We start from the raw sequence: 23,910 nt of genomic DNA on the forward strand, positions 1-23,910 counted from the left end.
GACTCGGTCGAAGGCGCAAGGGGATGAGAGTCGAGCCCGGACTCCGCCCCCGGCCTGAGCCGGGGGAGCCGGAGCGAACCTGGCTCGGGTCGCGCGCTCGGCGGTGTCCGCCGCGCGGATCCCGGACATGACCGGCATCACCGTCGCGGTGATCGTGTTGCGCGCGATGCGGGCCGGCCTCGCGCGCCACGCCGCCAGGCCGGTTCGGCCAAGCGCACCCGCCGGCCCGCTTCCATCGCGGGTCGAACGCGACGAATACGCGGGCGGATTGCATGCGACGGTCTGGTGATGACGTCGGCCTCAAGGCAATTTCCGACCAATAACCAAGATTATACGACCGTTAACCCTGTTATTCTGCGCGGTTGCAACATATCACGACGACAGATTTAGACGCATCGTCGTCATTCCGTCCCGGAGAGACTGCACCACGAAGCCGATGCGTTTACCTGCGACTCAGGTTTGCGTGAGATAAATCGGTTCATGACCGGCGGTCGTGGTGGAGTGTGTTTGTGCGTTGCTTCAGGCCCCTGCTCCTGTCCGGATTCCTGTTTCTGCCGCCGGCCGCGGCGGCGGCGGAGGAGTGCCGGCCGGAGGCGCTGGGCACCGCGCGGGTCCTCGAAGTGCCGTTCTCGCAGGGCCCGGTCGGGCGGGCGAGCTACGGGCGCACCCTGCCGCTCGCGCGCGGCGAGGTGGTGCTGACCTTCGATGACGGGCCGATGCCGCGGCGCACCGCCGCCGTGCTCGACGCCCTGAAGGCGGAATGCGTCAAGGCGACCTTCTTCGTCGTCGGCACCATGGTGGCGCAGTTCCCCGACACCCTGCGCCGGACCGCCGCCGAGGGCCACACCATCGCGACCCATACCTGGTCGCACCGCTACCTCGACCGCGTGCGCAGCCAGGCGGTGCATCGCGAGCAGATCAATGCCGGGCTCCAGGCCGCCCGCACCGTCCTGGACGAGAGCGACCCGGCCCTGTCGCCGTTCTTCCGCTTCCCCGGCCTCGGCCACACCGCCGCCCTCGACCGCACCGCCGCCGCCCAGCGGCTGATGCCGTTCAGCGTCGACGTCGACGGCGACGACTGGAAGCGGATCACCCCGGCGGAGGTGCTCGAGCGGGTGCTCAAGCGCCTCGACGCGGCGGGGCGCGGGATCATCCTGCTCCACGACATCCAGCCCCGGACCGTCGCGATCCTGCCGGACCTGCTGCGGGCCCTGAAGGCGCGCAACTACCGCGTCGTCCACGTGGTGCCGGCGCAGGCCGACACCCAGGCCGCCCTCGCGGCCCTCGACACCCCGCAGGCGGGGCCGATCCGCCTGGCCCTCGACCGGCTCGGGACCCGGATGGAGGCGGTGCGGATGGCGGCCCGCGCGCCCGACGGCACGGCCGCCCCCGGGCCGGTCGCCCGGGCCGGGCAGCCGTCGCGCGTCGTGGTCGCGAGCGAGGAGGGTCCGCTGCGCCTGCGGGCGGGGCTGTTCGAGGAGGAAGCGGAGGTCCGGCCGGCCGCACGGCCGGCGGTGCCGGCGCCCCGTGCCCGATCGGAACCGCTCCCGAACCCAGGCCGGGCCGTCCGGGTCGCGCTGGTCGCGGATGCCCCCGGCCCGTCGGAAACGGGCTCGGTCCCGCGCGAGGCCGGCCGCGGGCCGATCACGATGCACGGGGCGGTCCCCGGCTTCGGCCCGGCGCACCGGGCGGGCTGGAGCGGGTTCGTGGTGATCGGTGCCGCCCCGGCCGCGGGCGGCTTCCGCCCCGTCGCCGAGGCGGGCAGCCCGCCGCGCTGAACACCGCCCCGCCGACTGTTTTCCCGCCCGAAAGCCCCTCACGATGCGACGTCTCGGCCGGCTCCTGCCCCTGATCCTCCTCTGCGGCACCGGCGCCGCCCACGCGATCGATGCCGACGAATCGCCGACCGGCTGGTGGGCGCCGAGCCTGAAGGACTGCGCCGACCCGGCGAGCCCGCGGGCCTTCGAGATCCGTCTGAAGCCGTCCGCGGAGGCGCGGCTCGAGGCGCACGAGCTGCACTGCCGGATCGACCGGGTCTCCGACACGGCGATCGGCTACCGCCTCCACATGCGCTGCTACCGCTCGGTCGCGGATCTGCGGGCCGACGCGCATGCCGAGGCCCGGCAGATCGTCGTCGACGCGATCGGGCCGCAGACCATGCGGGCGGACGGCCAGCGGGTCTATCGCTGCCGCTCCCGGCCCGCCGCGACCGCCGACGCACCCCGCCGCGTCGCCGCAAGCGACGCACCCGCGCCCGCGCCGACGCCCCTGTCGCTGCCCGACGCGCCCCTGCGCCTCGCCGCGCTCCCGGCCGAGCCGGCGCGCGCGCCCTCGGTGCCGAGCCTCGCCCTCGCGCCGGGCATTCCCATCGGTCTCGCGGCGCTCCCCGCCGAGCCGCTGCCGGTGCCCGCCGCGCCGAGCCCGCCGCCGCCGGCCGCGTCGAGCCTGCCGGCGCTGCCCTCGGTGAAGCGGGGCACGGTGATCGGCTATCCGGGCGCCGAGGCGCCCGGGACCATCGTGGTCAACACCGCGTCGCGCCTCCTCTACCTCGTGCGCGGCGACGGCACGGCGATCCGCTACCGGGTGGCGGTCGGGCGTCCCGGCACGACCTGGAAGGGCGTCCAGACCGTGACCGCCAAGCAGGAATGGCCGCAATGGACGCCGACGCCGGAGATGCGCCGGAAGCGGCCCGGGCTGCCCCAAACCGTCGCCGGGGGACCGCGCAACCCCCTCGGGGCGCGGGCGCTCTATCTCGGCTCCACGCTCTACCGCATCCACGGCACGACCGATCCGAGCTCGATCGGGCGCGCCGCCTCGGCGGGATGCTTCCGGATGCTGAACGAGGACGTGATGGAGCTCTACCGCTTCGTGCCCGTCGGCACCAAGGTCATGGTGATCTGACGTCCCTCCGGCCGGGGCCGTGCCGGAACGATGGCACGCCCGGCCGATTGCCTCCGACAGACTCGCCCCAGGAGGCACCGATGGCCGACGACGACACGAGAGAGCCCCGCCCGACCAAGATCTCGAACGGCCCCAACGCCCGCCCGCGCGACGCGACGATCGCCCAGACCGGCCCCGGCCTGCCGAACGACACCAGCAGCCCGGTCGAGATCGACGAGGAGGAGGCGCGGCGCATCGAGGAGAAGATCCGCTCGCTGTGAGCCTGTCGGACCCGGTTCGCGACGGGGTGGGCCCAGGCGCCAAGGGTCTGTCGCCGCGACGGCGTCGACTCCTTCCTATCATCCCGGAGCCGCGCAGCCGCACAGGGACGACAAGGAGGGCGATGACCCTGTCGGCGCGTCAGATGGCTCCGAGCCAAGCAATCTCCCATGGAAGGACCATCCTCGTCCTCACACCGGGTCGAGGTCGAGCATCCGCCGCACGCGGATCAGCTCGCCGAGGGACCAGGCCTGGAACGGGCAGCCGCCGGGGCGGTGGGGCGGGTCGCCGTCGACCACCTCGCTGACGTGGCCGAGGCCGGCCTCTTCCAGGTGGGCGGCGAGCGGCGGCAGGAAGCGCGACCTAGCCTCGGCCCGGGCCTCGGCCGAGCGGCCGCGCACCCCGAGCCAGGCATCGACGAACGGGCCGATCAGCCAGGGCCAGACGGTGCCCTGGTGATAGGCGCCGTCCCGCTCCGCCGGCCCGCCGCCATAGCGTCCGCGATAATCCGGATCGGCGGGGTCGAGGGAGCGCAGGCCGAGCGGCGTGAGGAGGCGCGCCTCGACCGTGTCGACCACCGCCCGGGCCTGCGCGCCCGCCAGCAGCGGGTGGGGCAGCCCGCCGACCGCCAGGATCTGGTTCGGCCGAACGCGCGGGTCGACCGCCCCCGGGACGTGGTCGGCGTCGATCACGTCGTAGAGGGCGCCGGACGGCGACACGAAGCGCGCGAAGCCGGCGGAGGCGCGCTGCTCCAGCGCGCGCCAGCGCGGCGACCAGCGGGCGATGCCGATCCTGAGGGCGTTGATCCACAGCGCCTGGATCTCGACCGGCTTGCCGATCCGCGGGGTGATCACCCGGTCGCCGACCTTGGCGTCCATCCAGGTGAGCTGCACCCCCGGCACGCCGGCGCGCAGGAGACCGTCCGCATCGGCCGCGATGCCGTAGCGCGTGCCGGCGGCGTAGCCGTCGAGGATCGCCGCGCAGGCCTCTGCCAGGCGCGCAGCCTCCGCCTCGGGCACCGGGTGCCCGGCCGCCGCGTGGGCCGCGAGCACGTCGTGGACCGCCACCACGTACCAGAGCGAGGCGTCGACGGCGTTGTACTCGGGCGCCTCGCCGCGATCGGGGAAGCGGTTCGGCATCATGCCCTCGCTCACCGCGCCGGCCCAGGCGAGCAGGATCGCCCGCGCCTGCGCCAGGGCGCCGGTGGCGACGAGGAGCCCGCGCAGGGCGATGAAGGTGTCCCGGCCCCAGTCGGTGAACCACGGGAAGCCCGCCACCAGGGTGCGGCCGCCCGGCCGGTCGACGCGGTAGGCGCCCGCCGCCAGAGCGAGCGGCGTCAGCGCCGCGCGGCGCGCCCGCTCGGCCGCGACCAGGCGCTCGGCATGGGGCCCGGCGCGGACAGTGAGGCCGTCGCCGCTGCGCAGGATCATCACGCCGGCGCCCGCCGCGAGGTCGAAGGCGAAGGATCCCGGGCTCGCCAGGTCCTCGGTATCGTCGAGGCCGCGCTCACGCTCCGCGACGTACAGAAAATTCCGGTACCAGTCCGGCGCGTGCGCGTAGGTGCCGTTGGTCAGCGCCGCGACCGCCGGCAGGTCGGGATAGGGCCGCCAGGCGACGTTTCCGCCGCGCACCGTCGCCGCGAAGGCGAAGGCCGGGTTCTCGTGGTGGAGGGCGTGGTAGTCGCGGCCCGACAGGAGCGGGCGCACGCTCAGCGTGCAGGGCCCGTCGCCGGCCAGGCGTTGCCAGCGCAGCAGCGTCTCGCAGGAATCGGGCTCGACCAGCACCTCGTGCAGGATCGTCGTGCCGTCAGGCAGGGCAAAGGTCCAGCGCGGCCAGGGCCGGTTTGAGAACGCCGTGACGTGGCGCCAGCCGTCGGGGTGGAGCACGTCCGGGGCGTATCGTTGCGTCGAGAGCGGGAAGGCCCCGCCCGCCGTCGCGACCGCGGCCTCGATCCCGTTGACCAGCACCACGCGGCCGGTCGGCGGGGTCGTGGCGGTGAGGAGAAGGGCGTGGTAGCGCCGGGTGCGGGGCCCGAAGGCGGGACCGGAGGCGAAGCCGCCGAGGCCGTCGGCCTCGAGCCACTCGCGGCCGTCCGCCGGACCATCCACGGCCTCCTACTCGCCGTCGAGGGGCAGCCAGTGCCGGCCGTCCCGGGCGAGCAGCGCGTCGGCCGCCGCCGGGCCGGCGCTGCCGGATTCGTAGAAGTCCGGCTCGCCGCCGGCGCCCCAGGCCTTCACCAGCGGGTCGACCGCGGCCCAGGACGCCTCGATGTTGTCGGCGCGCTGAAACAGGGTCGCGTCGCCGCACAGGCAGTCGTAGAGCAAGGTCTCGTAGCCGACCTTCGGCTCCTGCGGGAAGAAGTCGCCCTCCCGGAAGGTCGAGCGCACCGCGCCGAGGCGCATCGACGGGCCCGGCACCTTGGCGTTGAACTCGGTCACCATGCCCTGGACCGGATCGACCATGATCCGCAGGATGTTGGGGGCGATCTGGTCGACGGCAGTGTCGCGAAACAGCCGATAGGGCGCCGGCTTGAAGTGGATCGCGATCTCGGTGCGCCGACTGGTCATCCGCTTGCCGGTGCGCAGGTAGAACGGCACGCCGCCCCAGCGCCAGTTGTCGATGGTGAGCTTGAGCGCCGCGTAGGTCTCGGTGCGGCTGTCGGGCGCCACGTGCGGCTCGTCCCGGTAGGCCGGGACGGCACGGCCCTGCACGGTGCCGGCCCGGTACTGGCCGCGGACCGCGTCCCCGGGCTGGACCGGCTGCACCGCCTGGACGAGCTTCGCCTTCTCGGTCCTGACCGCCTCGGCGTCGAAGGAGACCGGCGGCTCCATCGCGGTCATGCACAGGAGCTGGAAGAGGTGGTTGGGCACCATGTCCCGCAGGGCGCCCGTGGGCTCGTAGAAGGCGCCGCGCTCCTCGACGCCGATCGTCTCGGCGGCGGTGATCTGGACATGGTCGACGAAGTCCCGGCGCCAGATCGGCTCGAACATCCCGTTGGCGAAGCGGATCGCCATGATGCTCTGCACCGTCTCCTTCCCCAGGAAATGGTCGATCCGGTAGAGCTGCGACTCGTCGGCCACGGTGAGGAGCCGCTTGTTCAGCTCCTGCGCCGAGGCGAGGTCGCTGCCGAACGGCTTCTCGATCACCACCCGGCGGAAGGCACCGTCCGCCTGCTTCAGAAGCCCGGCGGCCCCGAGATGCTCGACGATCGGCGCGAAGAAGCGCGCCGCCACCGCGAGGTAGAACACGGCGTTGCCGGGAATTTTTTCAGCGACCTGCCGGTAGGTCTCCGGAGCCAGGAAATCGCCCTCGAGGTAGTGCAGGCGCTCGCGCACGAAGCCCCAGGCGGTCGGGTCGATGTGCTTGGCGTGGAACTCCGCCGTCTCGTCCTCGGTGAAGGACTGCATCGTGTCGGAGAGGGTCTGGCGCCAGCTCTCGTCCGAGCCCTCGCCGTGGTCGACGCCCCAGATCGTCGTCGTAGCGTCGAGCAGGTGGCTGCCGGCGAGGTTGTAGAGCGCCGGCATCAGCAGGCGCTTGGTCAGGTCGCCGCCGGCGCCGAAGATCACGATGGTGCAGGGCGGGGCCGGCCGGTTTCCGGAGGCGGCGTGCCCCTCCACCGGGACGTGCGACGTCATGGGGCTCTCCTTGCCGAAGGGGCGCGACGGCGGTGAAGCTATATCCCGCATTGCAGCGGACAAGAGCGTCCTTCGCAAGCGCCCTTCACCACTTGGGTGCAGCCCCCACCCGCGTTCCCGGCGGCTTTCCCGCGGGGAGGCGCCCGGCTACTTCTCTCGGCGACAGAGACTGACGGTGGGCGAAACGATGGCGGACGGCACGGGCAGCGTCGCGGTGATCGGCAGCGGCGGCATCGGCGGCTACCTGGCGGGGGCGCTGGAGGGAGCGGGGCGCGCCGTCACTCTGTGCGTGCGCACGCCCTTCGAGCGCCTCGTCGTGGTCGATGCGGCGGGCGAGCGCGAGGTGCCTGTGCGCATCGTCGCCAGCCCGGATGCGGTGGCGGCGGCCGACTGGGTGCTGGTGACCACCAAGGCGCAGGACACGGGAAGCGCAGCGCCGTGGTTTCGCACCCTCGTCGGCCCGGGCACCCGGGTGGTGGTGGTGCAGAACGGCGTCGGCCAGGCGGAACGGGCGCGGCCGCACCTGCCGGCGGGCGTGCCGGTCATGCCGGCCATCATCTACTGCTCGGTCGAGCGCACGGCCCCCGGCCGCATCGTGCATCACGGCAGCACCCGGATGAGCGTCCCGGCGGGCGAGGACGGGTCCGCCTTCGCGCGGCTCTTCTCCGGCACGCCGTTCGCGATCACCCAGGAGAGCGACTTCGTCACGGTCGCGTGGCGCAAGCTCCTCAGCAACGCGGTCGCCAACCCGATCACGGCGCTCACCCTGCGCCGCCTCCCGGTCTTCGCCGATCCGGCGGTCCAGGCCCTCGCCCGCGGGGTGATGGCCGAGGTGATCCGGGTCGCCAATGCCGAGGGCGCCCGGCTGACCGAAGCGGACGGCGAGCGCGTCCTCGACGGCTACCTGCGCATGGGCGGCGACGGCGGCAGCTCGATGCTCTACGACCGCCTCGCCGGGCGTCCGCTCGAGCACGATCACATCACCGGCGCCGTCGTGGCGGCCGCCGAGCGCCACGGCATCGACGTGCCGCTCAACCGGGCGATCCTGGCCCTCGCCGGCGCGGTGAGCGGGCGGGGCTTCGACGCGAAGGACTGATCCGCCTGGATCATCCTGATCCCCTGCCAGCAATGCGGCATCGGCCTGCGGCGTGGGGAGGGCTTTCCCGGCCACGGAGCATGATCGCCTGCTTCCGAAACGCCGAAGAGGAACCCCCTCGCGACAGCGCGATCGGGGCCCGCTGGGGACCATGACAGAGATGGGATAGTGGTCTGGCGAGCGCTCACGGTCCGGAAGTTCCCGACAGCACGTCGGCAGTCTCCCGCGCGAACCAGGCCGCGGCTTCTTGACTGGATCCCGCTCCAGCCGCAACTGAAAGACCTCGCGGCGCGGAGGATCCAGTTCTTCACGCTCGGCGGCCGTGAGGATCCCGGCTTTCGCCTTGCGATCTTCGGTCCGATCCGCCCGAGCAACCCAGTCCGGGTGGCCTGGTCGAGGGGCCCGAACTCACGGGTAAGACCGGGTGGATCGCGTTGGGCGCGGATCAGTTCGACGACCTGAAACCGGAACTCAGCGGGATGGCGGCATGCGGTGATCGAAAGCACCTCGTGCGAACGCCGGAAGGGCTTCGCGCGGGTGGGTCAGCATCAATGCGACAGGGGCGGCCAGTAATGGCCGCCCCGTCTTTGCAGCAAGCTTCACACGAGCCGGAAGTCCGAACTATCCAGATCGCTCAGTCTTACGCCCAGCAGAACGATCTGACTCTGATCGGTCGCAGCGAGCAAAGTACCACCATCGAAGGCGATCGCAGAGGTCAACGGATTATCGTTTGTAAACAGGCCACGGGCGTACTGCAACGTATCGTGCCCCTGCCCTGACGTGGCCTGGAAATCGGTAATAGTCTGAGTTCCAAAGCCGCGATAGGTGAAGGAGAATGTGTCGGAACCACCATTACCAGTGAGGAAGCCGCTGGGGCTTCCGGTCCGGAAATCAGCAGGACCAATTATATCGTCATACGCAGATCCGATTGCGCTTTCAATACCAGTAAGATAGCTGTTATTTGAATAATCCCAAGTTACTTGACTTCCAAGATCAATAATTACTCCCCGCGACGCACTGGCAAAGCTCACTGTATCGTTTCCACTCCCGCCGCGAATTGTATCTTGTCCACCAAACCCGTCAAACACGTTATCGCCGCTGTTGCCGCCAAAGATATCGTTTGATCTTGTACCTATTGCATTTTCTATGCTTTGTAGATCAGAGTTATTAACGCCATCCCATGTCCGCTGGCTGCTCAAGTCGACAATCACCCCTCGATCGGTGCTTGCGAAGCTTACGGTATCGCTGCCGCTGCCGCCTCTGATGAGATCCGCCCCTCCATGCCCATCCAAGACATTGTTGCCCGAATCCCCGGACAAAGTATCATTTCCCGTCGATCCGACTGCGTTCTCGATACTCTCGAGGAATGTATTATTTGTGAAATCCCAGGTAACTTGGTTTGCCAAATCAATAATAACACTTCGCTCTGAGCTGGCAAAGCTGATCGTGTCGCTTCCGTTGCCACCTCGGACGGTGTCCCTGCCACCATACCCCTCAAGGATGTTGTCACCGTTGTCGCCAACGAGGATGTCGTTCGCTGTCGTACCGATTGCATTTTCGATACTTACCAGTCGGGAATTGTCGACGCCATCCCAGGTCAGCTGGTTGACAAGATCGATGATGACACCTCTGCTTGTACTTGCAAAGCTTACAGTATCACTTCCAAGTTCTCCGTTGATTAAATCAGCGCCACCGTGTCCATCCAATACATTATTACCGCTATCGCCGAAAATAGAATCATTTCTGTTCGATCCAATCGCGTTTTCAATACTTTGTAAAAACGAATAATTCACTCCGTCATAAGTATATAAACTTGCCAGATCAATGGTGACGCTTCGTCCGATACTTGAGAAACTGACGGTGTCACTGCCGAGACCGCCCCTGATTGTATCTGTACCGCCATACCCTTCGATCACATTATCGAAATTGTTTCCTTGCAATATGTCATTGAACGTGGATCCAATGACATTCATAAAGTTTGTAATTCTGTCATTCGCCACGCCGTCCCAACTGATCTGACCACCAAGATCTACAATGACGCCTCGCGGTGAGTTGGCATACGATATGGCATCTGAAGGAGATCTTGCAAGGAAGGAGTTGGCTTGTCCTGGTGCCGCGTCCGTAACTTGCAACGGAAGTCGAGAAGTGGCCGGTGTGATCGCCAGCGGAACTAAAGGTGGGCTGTACGGAAAGAGCGCTTGATTTGTATTGATGAGAGTGTGAAACGTGTATGACTGGTTTGACGAGCTGGTATCAAGATAAATCGGTGAGCCCGATCCGGAAGTGCTGTTGAAAACAATGCCAGTTGGTGACTGGTAACCGGTTTGCCTGTAGGTATTGCTATAGAATGCGCCCGGAACGCCGGGCACTGGCGCTCTGATTTGGACCAATCCAAAGTTTAAACCAAACTCCAAAACAGTGTCTACAGTAACTGGGCCACTGCTGGGAAATGAGAAAGGATTTGCTGTGCTCGTGTAAAGATAAGATGCTGGATTTGATTGCGTATTATAAAATGTGTTATAAAAATTATTAACATTATAGGAATTTGACGAAAAAAATGTATATGCCATCATGGCCTCCCTTTGCTTGCGGCCAATCATATGGTCGGCCTAAGCTTGCAGTCAACAGATAATCGCGTATGTACAATACATACTTTATTGGACGGATTAGAGAAGGGCATTTTTCCCCGTCGGCAATATTGATGATGCAGTGTTAGAGCAATGCACGTTCGAGAGGATCACCTTGCAGGGTAATCGGGGGACCAAAGGCCCTGGTTCGCCGGAACACTCTTGAACGTAACGCCGACGTTTCTGCGAAAGCTCCGTGCAATGATGCACCCTCGGTTCTTACTTGGGATGGGTATGCTGACAGGACGAGCGATCGTGGTTCATCGGGTCTTCGCATGCGCCAACCCGGGACGGCGGTGACGATGTCGTGGCAGCGGGCACAGACACAGGATGAACCGCGTGCTGCAGCGCGCTCCCCGTGAGAGCTTCGGCCCCGGGGACAAACCGTTTGTCTGCGAGATGATCCCACTGGCGCGCTCGGTTCTCCCGGCGGAGCGGATCGCGCATTTCACGGCGGCGATCTGGGAGGGGCGGGGCCGCTTGTCAGTGCCCGCGACCGCCTGCAAAACTACGTTCACCGATGGGATCGTGCGGGCTGCCGCGAGCGGCAGAGCCATTAAACTGCCGCTCCTCGAACCTTCGGCCGAGTTCACGGGCTGGGCCTTCGGATTGTCAGGGATGCGGGCGACTTCGGACGTTGACCATGGCGACGGACGCGCGCCCATCCACGCCTCCCGCGCAGGGTGATGTTGACGGCGGCGCGCCGATCCGGCCAGCCTCCCGGCATGGGCGGCGTGAGCACCCGAGACCTGCGCGAGAGGAGCCGTCGGGCTCGAACGCAAGTGGGCAAGCCGGATACACTCGATGCGCGTTCTCGTCCGCACGGGGGTTGCCGCATCGGCAGCCCTCGTCTTGTCGCTTCTGTCCGCGCATGCACAGGCCCAGACCCACGACCTGCCGCGCCAGGTCCAGGATGAGATCAACACCACCGTTCAGGATTGCAGGCCGCGCGAGCGGGTGTTCGGGCGCGGTTTCGTCTCGCGCAAGGACGTGAACGGCGACGGGATCCCGGACGTCATCCTGGATTACGGCGCATACAAGTGCGGGGACCAGGGGGCGCCGTTTTGCGGTTCGGCCGGGTGCAACACGACGGTGTTCGCCTCGACCGGACGGGGCGGCTACGTGAAGGTCCTCGACGAGAACGTCCGGAACCTGAAGTTCCGCACCGTGAACGGCAGGCCCGCCATGGTGCTCAACCTGCACGGCAGCGCATGCGGCAAGGCGGGCGCCGAGCCCTGCCCGATGACGCTGACCTGGAACGGCGCGCGCTTCGTCCGGTCCCGCTGAGAGGCAGCGCCGGCCCGGCCCCGGCAGGATCGGGGCAGGGCCGGCATCCTTCTACGACCCGCCGCCGGGATCGCCGCCGCCGCTTCCGGTGTTCGGGAGGCCCCGCTCGGGATCCGACGAGTTCGAGGTGTTGGCGCTGTCGTTGGTCCAGTTGTCGGCGCCGAGCCCGCTGCGGGCCAGCGTCCCGGTCGAGCCCGGACCCGCATTGTCGACCTGCGTCCGGCTGCCCTCGAAGACCTCTTCCTGACCTTCGAACGGTGTCGTGATCCTGGGCGGCCCCGGCTCCCTGATTTCCGCAGGATTGGCACCGGTCTGCGCGGAGGCCGGCAAGACCAGAAACAATGAGAGACCGGCGAGAAAGAGTCGTTTCATGCGTGCCTCCGGGTTCGGAGCGACCGCTTCGACTATCGAACGGTGGTCTTGATCTAACAATGCACGGACGGAATGGCACTTCATCATTCCGTGAGCGGGATGCAGCACGCGCATGGCAGCACCCGGCCCGCAGCGGCGGCCGCGGCGTTCAGGCCCCGACGGGCGCGATCTCGACCCAGACCTGGCCGTCCTCGACCCGGACCGGGTAGGTCGCGAGGTCGCGGCAGACCGGCCCGCCCTGCGCCCGGCCGGTGGCGATCTCGAACAGGCCGTAATGCAGCGGGCACTCGATGTAGCCCTCCACCACCTCGCCCTCCGTGAGGAGGGCGCCCGCATGGGTGCACCGGGCTTGCGTGGCGTAGACCGCGCCGTCGAGGCGGTAGAGGGCGAGGGCCTGTCCTTCGGCCTCGCGGGCGAGGACCGGTCTGTCCTCGAACTCCGCGAGCGCGGCGACGGCGTGCCAGGTCATGCGGCCCCCAGCACCACGGCGCGGCAGGGTCCGAAGCCGATCGGCGCGAAGCCGTCGCGCAGGCCCCGCGCCGTCAGGATCACCTCGTCGCCGTCCTCGAGGAAGCGGCGCTCCTCGCCGCTCATGAGGCGGATCGGCGCCTTGCCGCCGTTCGTGGTCTCGAGCAGGCTGCCGCAGGATTCCGGATCCGGGCCCGAGAGCGTGCCGGTGCCGAGGAGGTCGCCGGGCCGCAGGTTGCAGCCGCCGCTGGTGTGGTGGGCCACCATCTGGGCCACCGTCCAGTACATGTGCCGCGCATTCGAGCGGGCGACGACGTCCGGCGCGAGGCCGGCCGCGCGGGAGGAAGCGGTCGAGAGCCGAATCTCGAGGGCGAGGTCGAGGGCGCCGCCGGCCTGGTCGGCCGGATCGAGGAGGTAGGGCAGGGGCGCAGGATCGCCCTCCGGCCGTGGCGCCTGGGGCACGCGGAACGGCGCCAGCGCCTCGGGCGTGACGATCCAGGGCGAGATCGTGGTGGCGAAGCTCTTGGCCAGGAACGGCCCGAGGGGCTGGTACTCCCAGCCCTGGATGTCCCGGGCCGACCAGTCGTTGAGCAGGCAGAAGCCCGCGATCTGCGCATCCGCCTCGCCGACCGGGACCGGCGCGCCGAGGTCGTTGCCGGGCCCGATCCACACCCCGAGCTCGAGCTCGTAATCGAGCCGGCGGGACGGGCCGAAGACCGGTGCGTCACGATGAGGGGGCTTGGCCTGGCCGTGCGGGCGGCGCACCGGGGTCCCGGACGGCCGGATCGACGAGGCCCGGCCGTGATAGCCCACCGGCACGTGCTTGTAGTTGGGCAGGAGCGGCTGGTCGGGCCGGAACTGGCGGCCCGTGTTGGTGGCGTGGTGGATGCCGACGAAGAAGTCGGTGTAGTCGCCGATCCGCGCCGGCAGGTGCAGCGTGCAGGAGGCGGCGGCGTGCAGGAGCGGCGGCACCCGGTCGCGGTCCGGGCCGTCCGCCCGCAGGAGCCGGAAGAGCTGCGCCCGCAGGGCCCGCCGCGGGCCGGCGCCGAGGGCGAGGAGGCCGTTGAGGGCGCCGTCCCCGGCCGCCGCGACCGCCCGCGCCGCCTCGCCGGTGAGGAGCCCCGCCGCCTGCGCCGCCGCGAGATCGAGGACGTGGTCGCCGATCGCGACGCCGATCCGCTTCCCGCCGCCCTCAGGCGAGAACACGCCGAACGGCAGGTTCTGGATCGGAAAGTCGGGGTGCCCGTCCGCGCCGGGCACGCAGGAGCGGACCGACGGATCGTGGGTGTGGTCGAGATCCGCCATCACCGCACCTCCGTCTGGCGGGCGTCCCGTTGCGGCCAGACGGGGCGGCGGCCCGACGGCGGAGTTCCAGGGGCGGGACCGGACCCGGTGGCGGGGTGGGGTCCGGACGGCGCCCGGACATTCGCCTCGCTCGTCATGGCGACGACCCCTTCCTGCCCCGTCGATTGCCTGCCCTGCCGATTGGTTTCGTTTGCAACCGTTCCGTCCTGGATAGGAGGGGCCCGGACCGGCGTCAAGCCGCGCGGCGGTTGCGCGGGCGCCGCCCCTGGGGCACAGCGTCCGGCATGATCGCGGTGGATTGGGGAACGAGCAGCGCCCGGGCCTACCGGCTCGCGCCGGACGGGGCGGTGCTGGAGCGGCGCGAGGGCGCGGGCGGCATCCTGCGGGTGCCGGAGGGCGGCTTTCCGGCGGCCCTCGCCGGCATGGTCGGCCCCTGGCTGGCGGATGGCGAGACGCGGGTGCTGCTCTCCGGCATGGTCGGCAGCCGGCAGGGCTGGCAGGAGGCGCCGTACCTCGCCTGCCCGGCGGGGCTCGACGACCTCGCGGGGGCCGTGGAGCCGGTCCCGTTCGCGGAGGCGACGGTGCGGCTGGTCCCGGGCCTGAGCGCCGAGGACGCGTCCGGCGTGCCGGAGGTGATGCGCGGCGAGGAGGTCCAGGTCTTCGGCGCGCTGGCGCGAAGCGACGAGGACGCGCTCCTGTGCCTGCCCGGCAGCCACGCCAAGTGGGTGCGGGTCGCGGGCGGGCGCATCGCCGGCTTCTCGACCAGCCTGACCGGCGAGGCCTTCGCGGCCCTCAAGGACCACACCATCCTGGGCCGGATGATGACCGGGACGGCCGAGATCGGCCCGGCCTTCGAGGCGGGAATCGCCCGCGCCGGCGAGGAGGGCGGCCTGCTCCACCACCTGTTCGGCACCCGGACCCTCGGGCTGTTCGGCCGGCTCGCGGCGGAGGACGCGGCGAGCTACCTGTCGGGCCTGCTGATCGGGCACGAGGTCTCCGCCGCCATGACGACACCGGCCTCGGTGCGCCTCGTCGGCTCGGGCCCGCTGATGGCGCTCTACGGCCGGGCGATCGTCCTCAGGGGCGGCGAGGCGATCGCGGGCGATCCGGACGCCGCCGCCCGCGGCCTGGCGCTGATCGGGGAGAGAACCGCATGGATGTGAGCCGCCTGGATGTGACGGAGTGGCTGTCGCGCTGCCCGCTGGTGGCGATCCTGCGCGGCGTGCGGCCGGACGAGGTCGAGGCGATCGGCGAGGCGCTGGTGGCCGAGGGCGTGGTGATCCTGGAGGTGCCGCTCAACTCGCCCGAGCCGGTCGAGAGCGTGCGCCGTCTGGCGGCGCGCCTCGGCGACCGGGCGCTCGTCGGCGCCGGCACGTTTCGCCGCGAGGCCGAGGTCGAGGCGGTGGCCGAGGCCGGCGGGCGCCTGCTGGTGACGCCCCACGCCGACCCGGCCCTCGTGCGCGCCGCCAAGGCCCGCGGCATGGTGGCGATGCCGGGCTTCCTGACCCCGGCCGAGGCCTTCGGGCTCCTCGATGCCGGGGCCGACGCCCTCAAGCTCTTCCCGGCCGAGGCCGGCGGCCCGCCGATGCTGAAGGCCCTGCGGGCGGTGCTGCCGAAGGGCACGCCGCTCCTGCCGGTCGGCGGGGTCGATGCCCGCAGCCTGCCGGCCTGGCGCGAGGCCGGCGCCAGCGGCTACGGCTGCGGCTCCTCGCTCTACCGGCCCGGCGACACCGCCGACGCCGTCGCCGCCAAGGCGAGGGCGCTGATCGCGGCGCTCTGAGGAACCGGTCGGGGCCCGTCGCCCCCCGGTCCGCTCGTTCGGCACGCGCCGTTCCGGGTCACGCCGCCTTCTTCTTCGTGGTCAGCTTCACCAGGTCCCGCAGGATGGCGGTGGTCTCCTTCAGCCGCTCGGCCACCGTGGCGAGGTCGCGGATGAAGACCACGCTCATGTCCGGACGCACCTTGGCGAAGGAGCGCTGCTCGGCGATGTAGCCGGCGAGCCTGGCCGGGTTGGCGAAGGCGCGGTCGCGGAAGTGCATGACGACGCCCTTCGGGCCGGCCTCGACCTTCTCGACGTTGGTCTCGCGGCACAGGATCTTGATCGTCACGATCTTGAGCAGCTGCTCGACCTCCGGCGGCATCGGGCCGAAGCGGTCGATCAGCTCGGCGCCGAAGCTCTCGAGCTCCTGGTCGTTCTCGAGCGTCGCGAGGCGGCGGTAGAGGCCGAGGCGCACCGAGAGATCCGCGACGTAGTCCTCCGGCATGGTGACCGGGGCGCCGAGCGCGATCGTGGGCGACCATTGCTCGTCGGTCGGCAGGGTGTTGCCGGACTTGAGCGCCGCCACCGCGTCCTCGAGCATCTGCTGGTAGAGCTCGTAGCCGACTTCCCTAACGTGGCCGGACTGCTCATCGCCCAGAAGGTTGCCGGCGCCGCGGATGTCGAGGTCGTGGCTCGCGAGCTGGAAGCCGGCCCCCAGCGTGTCGAGGGATTGCAGCACCGAGAGGCGCCGCTCGGCCTGCACCGTCAGGGTCTTGCCCTCGGGCGTGGTGAACAGGGCGTAGGCCCGGGCCTTGGAGCGGCCGACCCGGCCGCGCAGCTGGTAGAGCTGGGCGAGGCCGAACATGTCGGCGCGGTGGACGATCAGCGTGTTGGCGGTCGGGATGTCGAGGCCCGACTCGACGATCGTGGTGGCGAGCAGGATGTCGTACTGGCCCTCGTAGAAGGCCGTCATCACGTCCTCGAGCTGGCCCGCCGCCATCTGGCCGTGGGCCACCGCCACCTTGGCCTCCGGCACCTCGCGGTCGAGGAAGCGCTTGACCTCCTCCAGGTGCTCGATGCGCGGCACGACGTAGAAGGCCTGGCCGCCGCGGTAGCGCTCGCGCAGGAGCGCCTCGCGGATCGAGAGCGGATCGAACGGCATCACGAAGGTGCGCACCGCGAGGCGATCGACCGGCGGCGTCGCGATGATCGAGAGCTCGCGCACCCCCGTCATCGCGAGCTGGAGCGTGCGCGGGATCGGCGTCGCCGAGAGCGTCAGCACGTGGACCTCGGCCTTCAGCGCCTTCAGCCGCTCCTTGTGGGCGACGCCGAAATGCTGCTCCTCGTCGATGATGATGAGGCCGAGATCCTTGAAGGTGATGTTTTTCGCGAGCAGCGCGTGGGTGCCGACCACGATGTCGATCGAGCCGTCGGCGAGGCCCTCGCGGACCTTCTTCAATTCGGCGCTGCTGACGAAGCGGGAGGCCTGGGCGACGTTGACCGGCAGGCCCTTGAACCGGGTCTCGAAGGTGCGGGCGTGCTGGCGCGCCAAGAGCGTGGTCGGCACCACCACCGCCACCTGCTTGCCGGACAAGGCAGTGACGAAGGCGGCGCGGAGCGCCACCTCGGTCTTGCCGAAGCCGACATCGCCGCAGATCAGCCGGTCCATCGGTCGGCCGGAGGTGAGGTCGCCGAGGGTGGCGGCGATCGCCGCCTCCTGGTCCTCGGTCTCCTCGTAGGGGAAGCGGGCGGCGAACTCGCCGTAGGTGCCTTCCGGCGGCGCCATCCTGGGCGCCGACTTCAGGAAGCGCTCGGCCGCGACCTTGATGAGGGCGCCGGCCATCTCCATGATCCGGCGCTTGAGCTTGGCCTTGCGCGCCTGCCAGGCGCCGCCGCCGAGCTTGTCGAGGGCGACATCGGCATCCTCCGAGCCGTAGCGGGTCAGGAGCTCGATGTTCTCGACCGGCAGCAAGAGCAGGCCGCCGCTGTACTGGATCTCCAGGCAGTCGTGGGGCGCGCCCGCCGCCGTCACGGTCTTGAGGCCGACGAAGCGTCCGATGCCGTGATCGGCGTGGACCACGAGGTCGCCGGGTGCGAGCGCCTGCACCTCCAGGATCACGTCCTGGGGGCGCTTGGCCTTGCGCTTGGGCCGTACCAGCCGGTCGCCGAGGATGTCGCCCTCCGCCACCACGGCCAGCTGGCCGGCGGAGAACCCGGCCTCCAGGCCCCAGACCGCGACGCCGAGATCCTGGCCGCGCTTCATCGCCAGGATGTCGGAGAGCCGCGTGATGCTCTTGGGCTTTTGCAGCCCGTGCTCGGTCAGCACGCCGCAGAGCCGGTCGCGCGAGCCCTCCGACCACGCCGCCAGGACGACGTGATGGCCGGAGGCCTGCAGGTCGCGGACGTGGCTGACCGCCGCGTCGAAGACGTTGACGTCCTCCTGCGCGCGCTCCGGCGCGAAGCTGCGGCCGGGCACGCCCTCGCAGTCGATCAGCCGCCGCCCGGAGACTTCCGGCACGTCGAAGGGCGCGAGGCGGGCGACCGTGGCAGCCTCGATGCGCTTCGCCCACTCGTTCGGCGAGAGGTAGAGCGCGTCGGGCTTGAGCGGCTTGTAGGGGGCGGTGCCGCTCTGGCGCTCCCGCAAGGCCTCGCAGCGGGCGTCGTAGTATTCCTGGACCTGGGACAGGCGCTCGGCCACCGCGTCGTCGACCTGGTGGTCGAGGACGAGCGGCACCCCGGCGAGATAGTCGAACAGGGTGTCGAGATGGTCGTAGAACAGCGGCATCCAGTGCTCGAGGCCGGCATAGCGGCGGCCTTCGCTGATCGTCTCGTAGAGCCGGTCGTCGCGGGTCGCGGCGCCGAAGGCGGTGACATAGCCCTGGCGGAAGCGCCGGATCGTCTCGGTGGTGAGCTGCACCTCGCTCATCGGCACGAGGTCGAGGGCGCGCAGCTGCCCGATGGTGCGCTGGGTCTCGGGGTCGAAGGCGCGGATCGACTCGAGGGTGTCGCCGAAGAAGTCGAGGCGGACCGGGTTGGCCAAGCCGGGCGGGGACAGGTCGATGATGCCGCCGCGCACCGCGTACTCGCCGGTGTCGCGCACGGTGCCGGTGCGCAGGAAGCCGTTGGCCTCGAGCCAGGCGACGATCTGGTCGGTGTCCAGCGCGTTGCCGGGCGCCGCCGAGAAGGTCTCGACAGCGATGCGGGACTTCGGCGGCACCCGCTGCACCAGGGCGTTGACCGTGGTCAGGACGATGCGCGGCTTCTCGGCCGAGGAGCGGGTGCGGGCAAGCCGCGAGAGCGCCGTCATGCGCTGCGCCGCGATGGCGGCGTTGGGCGAGACGCGGTCATAGGGCTGGCAGTCCCAGGCCGGGACGCTCATCACCTCGATCTCGGGGGCCACGAAGGCGAGCGCGCTGGCGAAGGCCGCCGAGCGGGTGCCGTCCCGGGCGACGTGGACCAGCACCGCCGGGCCTTCCGCCACCTGCGAGAGGGCGCGGGCGAGGTCGGCCACCACCAGGGCGTCGAACCCGTCCGGCACCCGCGCCAGCGTCGCGCTGTCACCGGCCTTCAGCGCCTCCACGGCCTTCGTCAGCGCCGCGGATTTCGGCAGGGCAAAGCGGGCGGCCGGGGGCTTTTTCGGAGCCGCGGGCGGAGCGGGGGGCTTGGGGGCAGGCTTGGCCATAAGGGTTTTTCGGAGTCTTCGGCGTTCAGATCGGGCTGGGGCAGGGGTCGTCAGTCGGTAGGCTCAGGATCAATCAACGCGCCAGAACGAGGCGCGCAACCCTCCCCCCTCTGCGGGGGAGGGTGGCCCCTGCGTCAGCAGGGGTCGGGAGAGGGGACGCCGCTTCCGGAGAGGTCGAGACCGCGGTGAAGGCGCCATATCCTGCGCCGTCGCGCTGCCCCTCTCCCGTCCTGCTCCGCAGGACACCCTCCCCCGCAGTGGGGGGAGGGTTCATCCCGCTCCCCGCTTCGAAGCCTCTCGCTCGTCAGCGCCACCTCACAGATCCACCGGCGCCCCGTGCTGGTGGAACGCCTTGAGGCGCCGGAAAACAGGGGTGTCGTAGTTCGACGGCGTCTCGGCCTCGTCGGTGATCCAGCGGAAGAGGTCGCGGTCCGGCACCTCGATCAGCAGCTCGAAATCGTCGAGCTCCGCGTCGGTCAGCGTGCCGATCTCGGCATCGGCGAAGCGGCCCATGATCAGGTCCATCTCGCGGATGCCCCGGTGCCAGGAGCGGTAGAGGGTGCGGCGGCGGCGCGGATCGAGGTCGGCGCTGGTGCGGGTGGTGCCGGTCATATCGCCCGTGGCTTTCCTGGCTCGAGGATGATCCCGCGACGGATGTAGCGCCTGACCGCGCACCGGGAAACCCAATCCGACATCGCCGACGCCTGGTCACGCTGCATTTCACCGAACAACGATGCACGAAAATGATTGTCGGCATAGCAATAATATTTGATAGATTAAATCTGCCCAATACAGCATATAACCCTTCATAACCCCTGCCTAATAATAGTGCATAAACAATGAAATCCCAAGCGAAGATCCCATAAACCAATGCTTGAAGTCTGAATACGAATTAACTACGCACTATAAACATCCAATAGTTGAAGATTTTAGACGTGATGTCCGTGAGCGAGCTGCCAATATCTTGACGAAAGGCGAGGTCTCTGGCCAAATAAGACGATCGGAGAGGTCCGGCCATGGAAATCGCTTTCGGAAAACACAAAAAGATATCGCCTTCATTTAAAAACAAGGTGATTGCGATCTCGGGCCATCTTGGCTGCGATCCCAGCTACCTGATGGCCGCCATGGCCTTCGAAACGGGTGAAACATTTCGACCGGATATCGTGAATCAACAAAGCGGGGCCACCGGACTTATCCAGTTCATGCCGGATACTGCGGTCGGACTTGGGACGACGACCACTCAACTGGCACAGATGACAGCCGTTCAGCAGTTGGACTTCGTAGAATTGTATCTGAAGCCGTATACCAACAAAATGCACAACATTTCCGATGTTTACATGACGATACTGTATCCTGCTGCCGTCGGCAAGAGCGCCGCACATATTTTGTTTAAATCTCCAGCCAAAGCCTATCAGCAAAACAAAGGACTTGACGCCAACAAAGACGGAACGATAACAAAAGCTGAGGCATCCGCAAAAGTATATAACAAATTGATCAGAGGACTCAAGGACGAATTCAGAGGATGATAACAATTCAAAACTCGTGCCAACTCGCCATCATGGGGATACGGCCATGAATGTGAAGACCCTGATCCTAAGGGCAACGTCCGCCATCGACCAGAACGTCAAGTACAAGAGCCCTGGCGTCACCCCCAGTCTCTCGGCGAACAAGTGGCCATCGTCGGAAGTGTCGATCGACTGTTCGGGGTTCGTGGCATGGTGCTTCCGCGTATCACGAAAGGTCGATCATCCCCTTTACAAGAAAGTTAATGGCGGATGGTTCGAGACGACGGGCATCCATGCCGACGTTGGTTCGTCGGTCGGGTATTTCTCTCAAATCAGCAAGCCTAAAGTCGGCTGCATCCTCGTCTATCCCGATTACAAGGGGAGCGATGGGAAGGTCCACGATGGCCACATGGGGATCGTCCTTGAGGTCGATGACAGCAAGACCGGCATTGCAGCCGTGACATCCATTGTACACTGCTCCGTCAGCAACGACAGAACCGGCAGTGCCATCCAGGCCACCGGTCCCGCGATATGGCTGAACAGGAAAGAGTCTCTTATTGGATGGCGCGACGATCTCGATGAGTAGAGTGTCTTGGAGTCGAGTGACTTGGAGTCGCGTGTCTTGCGAGACATAAATCCTGCCGGGGGAGGGACGTAACCGGACCGGGCGGCCGACATCCCGGGTGGACGAGACGGCAGCCGCGGTGCGAGCGCCGCTGCCGTTGGCCCGGCGTGGCGAATTATCGCCTGCGGCGGCACGCGCGGGCCCGCAAGCACGACGGTGTCGTGTATAGAGCCCGCGGATCCTCCCCGCCCCCGTTCCGATGTCGCTGCGTCCCTCCCTGCTCGATCCCCTGTTCGCCCCCGCGACCGTGCTGCCGGGGGCCGGTCCCAAGGCCGCCGTGCTGATCGACAAGCTCGTCGGCACGCCGGAGCGCCCCGCCCGGGTCGTCGACCTGCTGTTCCACCTGCCGCAGCGCGGCATCGCCCGGCAATTGCGCGGCTCGATCGCCGAGGCGCCGCCCGGCGAGCCGGTGACGCTCGGGGTCACGGTCGTGGCCCACCGGCCGCCGCAGACGGTGGGCGGGCGAAAGCCGTTCCGGGTGCTGGTCGAGGACCAGACCGGCGACATCACCCTGGTGTTCTTCAACCTGCCCCGCGCCCGCATCGAGAAGATGCTGCCGCTCGGCAGCCACCGCTACGTCTCGGGGCGGATCGAGCTGTGGGACGGCTTTCGCCAGATGGTGCATCCCTCCCGCATCCTCGACGAGAAGGGCCTGGCCGACCTGCCGGCGGTGGAGCCGATCTATGGCGCCACGGAGGGGCTGACCTCGCGGGCGATCGGCAAGCTCGCGCTCGCGGCCCTCGACCGTCTCCCGGCCCTCCCCGAGTGGCAGGACCGGGCCTGGCTCGACCGCCAGGGCTGGCCGGCCTTCGCCGAGGCACTCCGCACCGAGCATCGCCCGGCGGAGGCCGCCGCGACCGAGGAGGACCTGAAGACCCCGGCCCGCCGGCGCCTCGCCTACGACGAGCTTCTGGCCTCGCAGCTGGCGCTCGCTCTCGTGCGCAGCCGGATGCACCGCCCGCCCGGGCGTACGAATGTCGGCGACGGCGCCCTGTCGCGGCGGATCGAGGCGGCGCTGCCGTTCGGGCTCACCGGAGCGCAGACCCGGGCGCTCGCCGAGATCCGCGGCGACATGGGCTCGGAGCGGCGCATGCTGCGCCTGCTCCAGGGCGATGTCGGCTCCGGCAAGACCGCGGTGGCGTTGCTCGCCATGGCCTCGGCGATCGAGGCCGGGCGCCAGGCGGCGATGATGGCGCCGACCGAGATCCTGGCCCGCCAGCACGCCGAGCGCCTGCGGCCGATGGTGGAGGAAGCGGGCCTCACGCTCGCGCTGCTGACCGGCCGCGACCGGGTGGCGGAGCGCCGCGCGACGCTCGCCGGCCTCGCCGACGGGTCGATCCACATCGTGGTCGGCACCCACGCCCTGTTCCAGGACGACGTGGCGTTCCACGACCTCGGTCTCGCGGTGGTCGACGAGCAACACCGCTTCGGCGTGCACCAGCGCCTCGCGCTCGGGGGCAAGGGCGCGGCGGTCGACATCCTGGTGATGACCGCCACGCCGATCCCCCGCACCCTGGCGCTGACCTGTTTCGGCGACATGGAGGTCTCGGTCCTCGACGAGAAGCCGGCCGGGCGCCAGCCGATCAAGACGGTGCTGGTCTCGACCGACCGCCTCGAGGAGGTGGTGCTCGGCCTCGAGCGGGCTCTCGCCAGGGGCGACCGGGTCTACTGGATCTGCCCGCTCGTCGCCGAATCCGAATACGTCGACCTCGCCGCCGCCGAGGAGCGGTTCTCAGGGTTGCGCGAGCGCTTCGGCGACGCGGTCGGGCTCGTCCACGGCAAGATGGCCGGCAAGGACAAGGACGAGGCGATGGAGCGCTTCGTGGCCGGTGACACCAAGATCCTGGTCTCGACCACCGTGGTGGAGGTCGGGGTGGACGTGCCGGCGGCCACCGTCATGGTGATCGAGCACGCCGAGCGCTTCGGCCTGGCGCAGCTGCACCAGCTGCGCGGCCGGGTCGGCCGGGGCGCGGGCGCCTCGACCTGCCTGCTGCTGTTCAAGGGGCCGCTCGGCCAGGTCGCTCGCGCCCGGCTCGAGATGATGCGCGAGACCGAGGACGGTTTTCGCATCGCCGAGGAGGATCTGCGCCTGCGCGGCGAGGGCGAGGTGCTGGGAACCCGCCAGTCGGGGCTGGCCGCCTTCCGCCTCGCCCGGCCGGAGGCCGACGGCGACCTGATCGTGGCGGCGCGCGACGATGCGAGGCTGATCGTCGAGCGCGATCCGGGGCTCGAGACGGAGCGGGGCCACGCCCTGCGGGCGCTGCTCTACCTGTTCGAGCGGGATGCAGCGGTGAAGCTGCTGCAGGCGGGGTGAAGGGGAAGCGGGGCTCGCATCGGACGTGAACGTCCAACTCCGACCGCCCGACCTCAGGATGAGATCGAGGGATGGC

At 69.0% G+C, this 23,910-nt stretch carries 20 protein-coding genes; 12 read left to right on the forward strand and 8 right to left on the reverse strand.

The window, feature by feature from the left end; translation table 11 throughout:
- Nucleotides 1-127 precede the first annotated feature (127 nt).
- The 4 genes from EU555_RS36305 (at nt 128) to EU555_RS22190 (ending at nt 3,161) form a co-directional block, all read left to right on the forward strand.
- Nucleotides 128-289, forward strand: a complete 162-nt coding sequence (locus EU555_RS36305; protein WP_167858636.1) for a hypothetical protein — start codon at nt 128-130, stop codon at nt 287-289.
- Nucleotides 290-509: 220 nt separating this feature from the next.
- Nucleotides 510-1,778, forward strand: a complete 1,269-nt coding sequence (locus EU555_RS22180) for a polysaccharide deacetylase family protein (protein ID WP_135417409.1) — start codon at nt 510-512, stop codon at nt 1,776-1,778.
- Between the two features lie 43 nt (nt 1,779-1,821).
- Nucleotides 1,822-2,901, forward strand: a complete 1,080-nt coding sequence (locus EU555_RS22185) for a L,D-transpeptidase (RefSeq protein ID WP_245524433.1) — start codon at nt 1,822-1,824, stop codon at nt 2,899-2,901.
- 80 nt (nt 2,902-2,981) lie between these two features.
- Nucleotides 2,982-3,161, forward strand: coding sequence for a hypothetical protein (locus tag EU555_RS22190; protein ID WP_135417410.1), 180 nt, complete (start codon nt 2,982-2,984; stop codon nt 3,159-3,161).
- 189 nt (nt 3,162-3,350) lie between these two features.
- On the opposite strand, the gene EU555_RS22195 is transcribed toward EU555_RS22190, so the two are convergent.
- On the reverse strand, nt 3,351-5,267 hold the full coding sequence (locus EU555_RS22195) for an amylo-alpha-1,6-glucosidase (RefSeq protein WP_135417411.1): 1,917 nt from the start codon (nt 5,265-5,267) through the stop codon (nt 3,351-3,353).
- 6 nt (nt 5,268-5,273) lie between these two features.
- Nucleotides 5,274-6,794: a glucose-6-phosphate dehydrogenase gene (zwf, locus tag EU555_RS22200; protein WP_135417412.1), complete on the reverse strand. Its 1,521-nt coding sequence runs from the start codon at nt 6,792-6,794 to the stop codon at nt 5,274-5,276.
- A gap of 187 nt (nt 6,795-6,981) precedes the next feature.
- Between zwf and EU555_RS22205 the strand changes: the two genes are divergently transcribed.
- Nucleotides 6,982-7,890 carry a 2-dehydropantoate 2-reductase gene (locus EU555_RS22205; RefSeq protein ID WP_135417413.1) on the forward strand — a complete coding sequence of 303 codons (909 nt, stop codon included), beginning with the start codon at nt 6,982-6,984 and terminating at the stop codon, nt 7,888-7,890.
- Between the two features lie 599 nt (nt 7,891-8,489).
- Here EU555_RS22205 and EU555_RS22210 read toward each other — a convergent pair.
- Nucleotides 8,490-10,490, reverse strand: a complete 2,001-nt coding sequence (locus EU555_RS22210; protein WP_135417414.1) for a calcium-binding protein — start codon at nt 10,488-10,490, stop codon at nt 8,490-8,492.
- 357 nt (nt 10,491-10,847) lie between these two features.
- On the opposite strand from EU555_RS22210, the gene EU555_RS22215 reads away from it, so the two are divergent.
- Both EU555_RS22215 and EU555_RS22220 read left to right on the forward strand, forming a co-directional pair.
- Entirely contained in the window at nt 10,848-11,204 is a 357-nt protein-coding gene (locus tag EU555_RS22215; protein ID WP_135417415.1) for a hypothetical protein, read from the forward strand.
- Between the two features lie 117 nt (nt 11,205-11,321).
- The gene (locus tag EU555_RS22220) at nt 11,322-11,804 is read left to right on the forward strand and encodes a hypothetical protein (protein WP_135417416.1); all 483 of its coding nucleotides are present in this window, start codon (nt 11,322-11,324) and stop codon (nt 11,802-11,804) included.
- Nucleotides 11,805-11,855: 51 nt separating this feature from the next.
- Here the strand turns inward: EU555_RS22220 and EU555_RS22225 are convergent, their stop codons facing one another.
- From EU555_RS22225 to fahA, 3 genes are read right to left on the reverse strand one after another with little or no spacing between them, the layout of a single operon-like run.
- The gene (locus EU555_RS22225) at nt 11,856-12,290 is read right to left on the reverse strand and encodes a hypothetical protein (RefSeq protein WP_245524434.1); all 435 of its coding nucleotides are present in this window, start codon (nt 12,288-12,290) and stop codon (nt 11,856-11,858) included.
- 34 nt (nt 12,291-12,324) lie between these two features.
- The gene (locus EU555_RS22230) at nt 12,325-12,645 is read right to left on the reverse strand and encodes a Rieske (2Fe-2S) protein (RefSeq protein ID WP_135417417.1); all 321 of its coding nucleotides are present in this window, start codon (nt 12,643-12,645) and stop codon (nt 12,325-12,327) included.
- The gene (fahA, locus tag EU555_RS22235) at nt 12,642-13,949 is read right to left on the reverse strand and encodes a fumarylacetoacetase (protein WP_135417418.1); all 1,308 of its coding nucleotides are present in this window, start codon (nt 13,947-13,949) and stop codon (nt 12,642-12,644) included. Before fahA ends, EU555_RS22230 begins: the two co-directional genes overlap by 4 nt.
- Before the next feature lie 284 nt (nt 13,950-14,233).
- Between fahA and EU555_RS22240 the strand changes: the two genes are divergently transcribed.
- Nucleotides 14,234-15,112 (forward strand): 2-dehydro-3-deoxygalactonokinase, encoded by an 879-nt coding sequence (locus EU555_RS22240; RefSeq protein WP_135417419.1) that lies wholly within the window; start codon nt 14,234-14,236, stop codon nt 15,110-15,112.
- The gene (locus EU555_RS22245; RefSeq protein ID WP_245524435.1) at nt 15,103-15,729 is read left to right on the forward strand and encodes a 2-dehydro-3-deoxy-6-phosphogalactonate aldolase; all 627 of its coding nucleotides are present in this window, start codon (nt 15,103-15,105) and stop codon (nt 15,727-15,729) included. The genes EU555_RS22240 and EU555_RS22245 overlap by 10 nt, the downstream gene beginning before the upstream one ends.
- A gap of 58 nt (nt 15,730-15,787) precedes the next feature.
- Here the strand turns inward: EU555_RS22245 and mfd are convergent, their stop codons facing one another.
- Both mfd and EU555_RS22260 read right to left on the reverse strand, forming a co-directional pair.
- Nucleotides 15,788-19,390 (reverse strand): transcription-repair coupling factor, encoded by a 3,603-nt coding sequence (mfd, locus tag EU555_RS22250; RefSeq protein WP_135417420.1) that lies wholly within the window; start codon nt 19,388-19,390, stop codon nt 15,788-15,790.
- A 315-nt stretch (nt 19,391-19,705) separates the two neighbouring features.
- A complete protein-coding gene (locus tag EU555_RS22260) occupies nt 19,706-20,002 on the reverse strand; it encodes an FAD assembly factor SdhE (RefSeq protein WP_135417421.1) in 297 nt (98 codons plus the stop codon).
- Between the two features lie 404 nt (nt 20,003-20,406).
- Between EU555_RS22260 and EU555_RS22265 the strand changes: the two genes are divergently transcribed.
- The 3 genes from EU555_RS22265 (at nt 20,407) to recG (ending at nt 23,834) form a co-directional block, all read left to right on the forward strand.
- Entirely contained in the window at nt 20,407-20,916 is a 510-nt protein-coding gene (locus tag EU555_RS22265) for a lysozyme family protein (RefSeq protein ID WP_205820980.1), read from the forward strand.
- 46 nt (nt 20,917-20,962) lie between these two features.
- Nucleotides 20,963-21,481: a CHAP domain-containing protein gene (locus tag EU555_RS22270; RefSeq protein ID WP_135417422.1), complete on the forward strand. Its 519-nt coding sequence runs from the start codon at nt 20,963-20,965 to the stop codon at nt 21,479-21,481.
- A gap of 238 nt (nt 21,482-21,719) precedes the next feature.
- Entirely contained in the window at nt 21,720-23,834 is a 2,115-nt protein-coding gene (gene recG / locus EU555_RS22275; RefSeq protein WP_135417423.1) for an ATP-dependent DNA helicase RecG, read from the forward strand.
- Nucleotides 23,835-23,910 lie beyond the last annotated feature (76 nt).

It is taken from the genome of Methylobacterium nonmethylotrophicum, from assembly GCF_004745635.1.
Lineage (GTDB): Bacteria > Pseudomonadota > Alphaproteobacteria > Rhizobiales > Beijerinckiaceae > Methylobacterium > Methylobacterium nonmethylotrophicum.